At 64.7% G+C, this 3246-nt stretch carries 3 protein-coding genes and 1 pseudogene; all 4 read left to right on the plus strand.

Features of this window, described 5'->3' with window-relative positions; all coding sequences use genetic code 11:
- Nucleotides 1-628, plus strand: a 628-nt coding sequence (tolQ, locus tag QZY01_RS16500; RefSeq protein WP_294539242.1) for a protein TolQ, incomplete at its 5' end; no start/stop codon positions are given.
- 110 nt (nucleotides 629-738) lie between these two features.
- Nucleotides 739-1182 carry a protein TolR gene (gene tolR, locus QZY01_RS16505; RefSeq protein WP_294539244.1) on the plus strand — a complete coding sequence of 148 codons (444 nt, stop codon included), beginning with the start codon at nucleotides 739-741 and terminating at the stop codon, nucleotides 1180-1182.
- A 122-nt stretch (nucleotides 1183-1304) separates the two neighbouring features.
- Nucleotides 1305-2456, plus strand: coding sequence for a cell envelope biogenesis protein TolA (locus QZY01_RS16510; RefSeq protein ID WP_294539247.1), 1152 nt, complete (start codon nucleotides 1305-1307; stop codon nucleotides 2454-2456).
- Nucleotides 2457-2531: 75 nt separating this feature from the next.
- Nucleotides 2532-3246 (plus strand): annotated as a pseudogene (tolB, locus tag QZY01_RS16515) (Tol-Pal system protein TolB); the annotation flags it as partial.

The following is a 3246-nucleotide window of genomic DNA, read 5'->3' on the forward strand; positions in this document are numbered from 1 at the left end:
CGGCCTGCTTTCGGCCTCGATCTGGTGCTGGGCGATCATCATCAACAAGACCCTGGCGATCCGCCGCGCGCGCGCCGCGATCGAGGAATTCGAGACCGTGTTCTGGTCCGGCAATTCGCTCGAAGACCTTTACCAGACGCTGTCGGCCCATCCGACCACCGCCACCGCCTCGCTGTTCGTCGCCGCCATGCGCGAGTGGAAACGCTCGTTCCAGAACGCCGGCGCCTCCTTCGTCGGGCTGCAATCGCGCATCGAGAAAGTGCTCGACGTCTCCATCGCCCGCGAGGTGGAAAAGCTGGAGTCGAATCTGCTGGTTCTGGCCACCACGGCGTCCTGCGCGCCGTTCATCGGCCTGTTCGGCACGGTCTGGGGCATCATGACCGCCTTTCGCGGCATCGCCGCCTCGAAAAACACTTCGCTGGCGGTGGTCGCGCCGGGTATCGCCGAGGCGCTGCTGGCCACCGCCATCGGCCTGTTCGCCGCCATTCCGGCGCTGATCGCCTATAACAAGCTCTCCGGCGACGTCGCCAAGACCCAGGCGAAGATGGAGAGTTTCGCCGACGAATTCTCCGCCATCCTGTCGCGCCAGATCGACCAGCATGCCGGTTCGCGCGGCCCGTCCGCCTGAATCCCCGATCCGATGAAATCGGATCGGGGATTCAGCTTCTTGCTGTTTCGCGTTTTCTTCACACGAACCGGGCGCTGCTTCGTTTGAAAACGCTATGAGGAGTCCCCCTGATGGCCATCCATGTTTCGGGAGGCAAAGGCGGCCGGCGGCGGCGCGGCGTGCCGCGCTATCGCGCCATGGCCGACATCAACATGACGCCGTTCATCGACGTGATGCTGGTGCTGTTGATCATTTTCATGGTCGCCGCCCCCCTGTTGTCCGCCGGCGTGCCGATCGACCTGCCCTCCACCAAAGCGGCGGAGCTGAATATCGACAAGAAGCCGATCGCCATCTCCATCGACGAGCACGGCGATGTGTTCCTGATGGACAAGAAGATCGACGCCGCCGGCCTGATCGAGGCGGTCAAGGCGCAGGCGAAGGACGGCGGGGACGAGCGCGTCTATGTCCGCGCTTCCAAGGCGGTGCCTTATGGGCGGGTGGCCGAAGTGATGTCCGACCTCACGGCGGCGGGTTTCAAGAAGGTCGCGCTGGTGACCCAGCAGGAGAAGAAATAGGGCGACGCCCTTTTATATGAGAGCCCTTTGGTCGAAGGGGCTCTGATAGATTGTTTTAACCGCATATTCCTTTCCGAAAAGTCTGCAACTTTTCGGGAATATGCTCTGAGGCTGATGGTGCGGTGAAATTCTCGCGTTCCGAACCGGGGTTTGCGCTTTCAGCAGCGATTCATCTGGGATTGCTGGCGGCGATGCTTGTGGCTTTTTCGCGGGAGCTCAAATTCGACGACGCCCGGGAGGCGATCCCGGTCGAGACCATTACCGACAGCCAGTTCAGCCAGATCATGAAGGGCGACAAAAGCGCCAAAACGCCGGCGCCAAAGCCGCGCGCCGATCGCGTCGCCGAAGTCGCCGAACCCAGGCCGACACCGCCGACGCCCGAGGCGAAGCGCGACGTTCCCGCGCCGCCGCCGCCCTTGAAGCGCCTGCCCGATCCGGGCGAAGCCGAGAACAAGCCGGCGCCGCCCGCGCCAACGCCGACGCCGCCGCCTCCTGCTCCTCCCACGCCGCCGCAACGCCCGGCGCCGCCGACGCCGACCGCCAAGGCGCCGCCGCAGGAAGAAAAGAACAAAGAGGAAAAGGACGACGCCGAACCGGTCAAGCCTCCGGCGCGGCCCAAACCGCCGGAAAAGGCCGAGGCCAATCCCGCGCCGACGCCGCCCAAACCGGTCGCCAAGACCGAGGCCAAACCCGAACCCAAGCCTGAGCCCAAGCCCGAACCCAAGCCGGAACCCAAGCCGCCGAAACTCGACGAAGTCGCCAAATTGCTCGCCCAGAGCAAGGACAAGGCGGCGTCGAAGCCGAAATCCGGCGACGAGAGCAAAGACCCGCGCCCCTCGCCCGATCTGGCGGAAATCGCCAAAATGCTGAGCCGCGAGGCGCCGCAGGCGCTTGCGCCGGTTGGCCGCGAGGTGAGCAAGACGGCGTCGCTCGGCGCGCCCAACGCCTCGGCGGCCAAAATGTCGCCCTCGCTGTCCGACGCGCTGAGCAGCCTGTTGATGGAGCAATACAAGGCCTGCTGGAGCTATCTGCCGCTGTCGAACGGCCCCAAATATGTCCCTTGGATCCGCGTCGCCTACCGGCCCGACGGTTCGCTCGCCGGCGAACCGGTGCTGACCAATCCGCCTTCCGATCCGGTCTCGCGGGCGCTCGCCGAAAGCGCCATGCGCGCGGTGCGGCGCTGCAATCCACTGAAAATTCCGGCCCGTTTCCAGCCTTTCTACGAACAGTGGCGAGATTGGAAGGTCGGCTTCGATCCCGTGATCTTGAACTAGTTTTATCCCCGCCGGTCATATGAATCCGGCGACCGCACGAGTCGCAAGCCTCGGTCGGAAAATTCAGGAAGACCCATGTCGCAACCCATCTGGCCCACCCCCACCCGCCGCTCCGCCGCCGCCCTGTTCGGGGGGCTCGCCCTTGGTTCGCTGATTGGCCGCGCCGCCCTCGGCCAGCGCACGCTCGAAGTGCGTGGCGGCGATTTCAAGCCGGTCAATGTCGCCGTCACGCCCTTCATCGGCGACGGCGGCCCGGCGCTGACCGCGATCGTGGTCAATAATTTCAAGCGCTCGGTGTTCCTCAATCCGCTCGACGCCGGCGCCGCCGGCGCGGTCAATCCCGACGTCGCGCCCAATCTGGAGGCTTTTCGCGCGCTCAACGCGCAATATGTCGTCACCGGCCGCTCGGGTCGCGGCGCAGATGGCCGGATGAAGACGGAATTCCGGCTGTGGGACGTCGCCACCGGCGCGCAGGCCGCCGGCCAGCAATATGTCACCGACGCCAATAATTCCCGCCGCGTCGCGCATATCGTCTCCGATGCGATTTTCAGCAAGATCACGGGCGAAAAGGGCTTTTTCGACACCCGCGTCGCCTTTGTCGATGAGACCGGCCCGCGCGAAAACCGCCGCAAGCGTCTGGCGATCATGGACCAGGACGGCGCCAATGTGCGCTATCTGACCCGTGGCGACGATCTGGTGGTGACGCCGCGCTTCTCGCCCAATTCGCAGGAACTGACCTACATGTCGTTCGGCGCCGAGGACCCGAAAGTGTTCCTGCTCAATATCGACA

The organism is uncultured Rhodoblastus sp., from assembly GCF_903903185.1.
Classification (GTDB): Bacteria; Pseudomonadota; Alphaproteobacteria; order Rhizobiales; family Beijerinckiaceae; genus Rhodoblastus.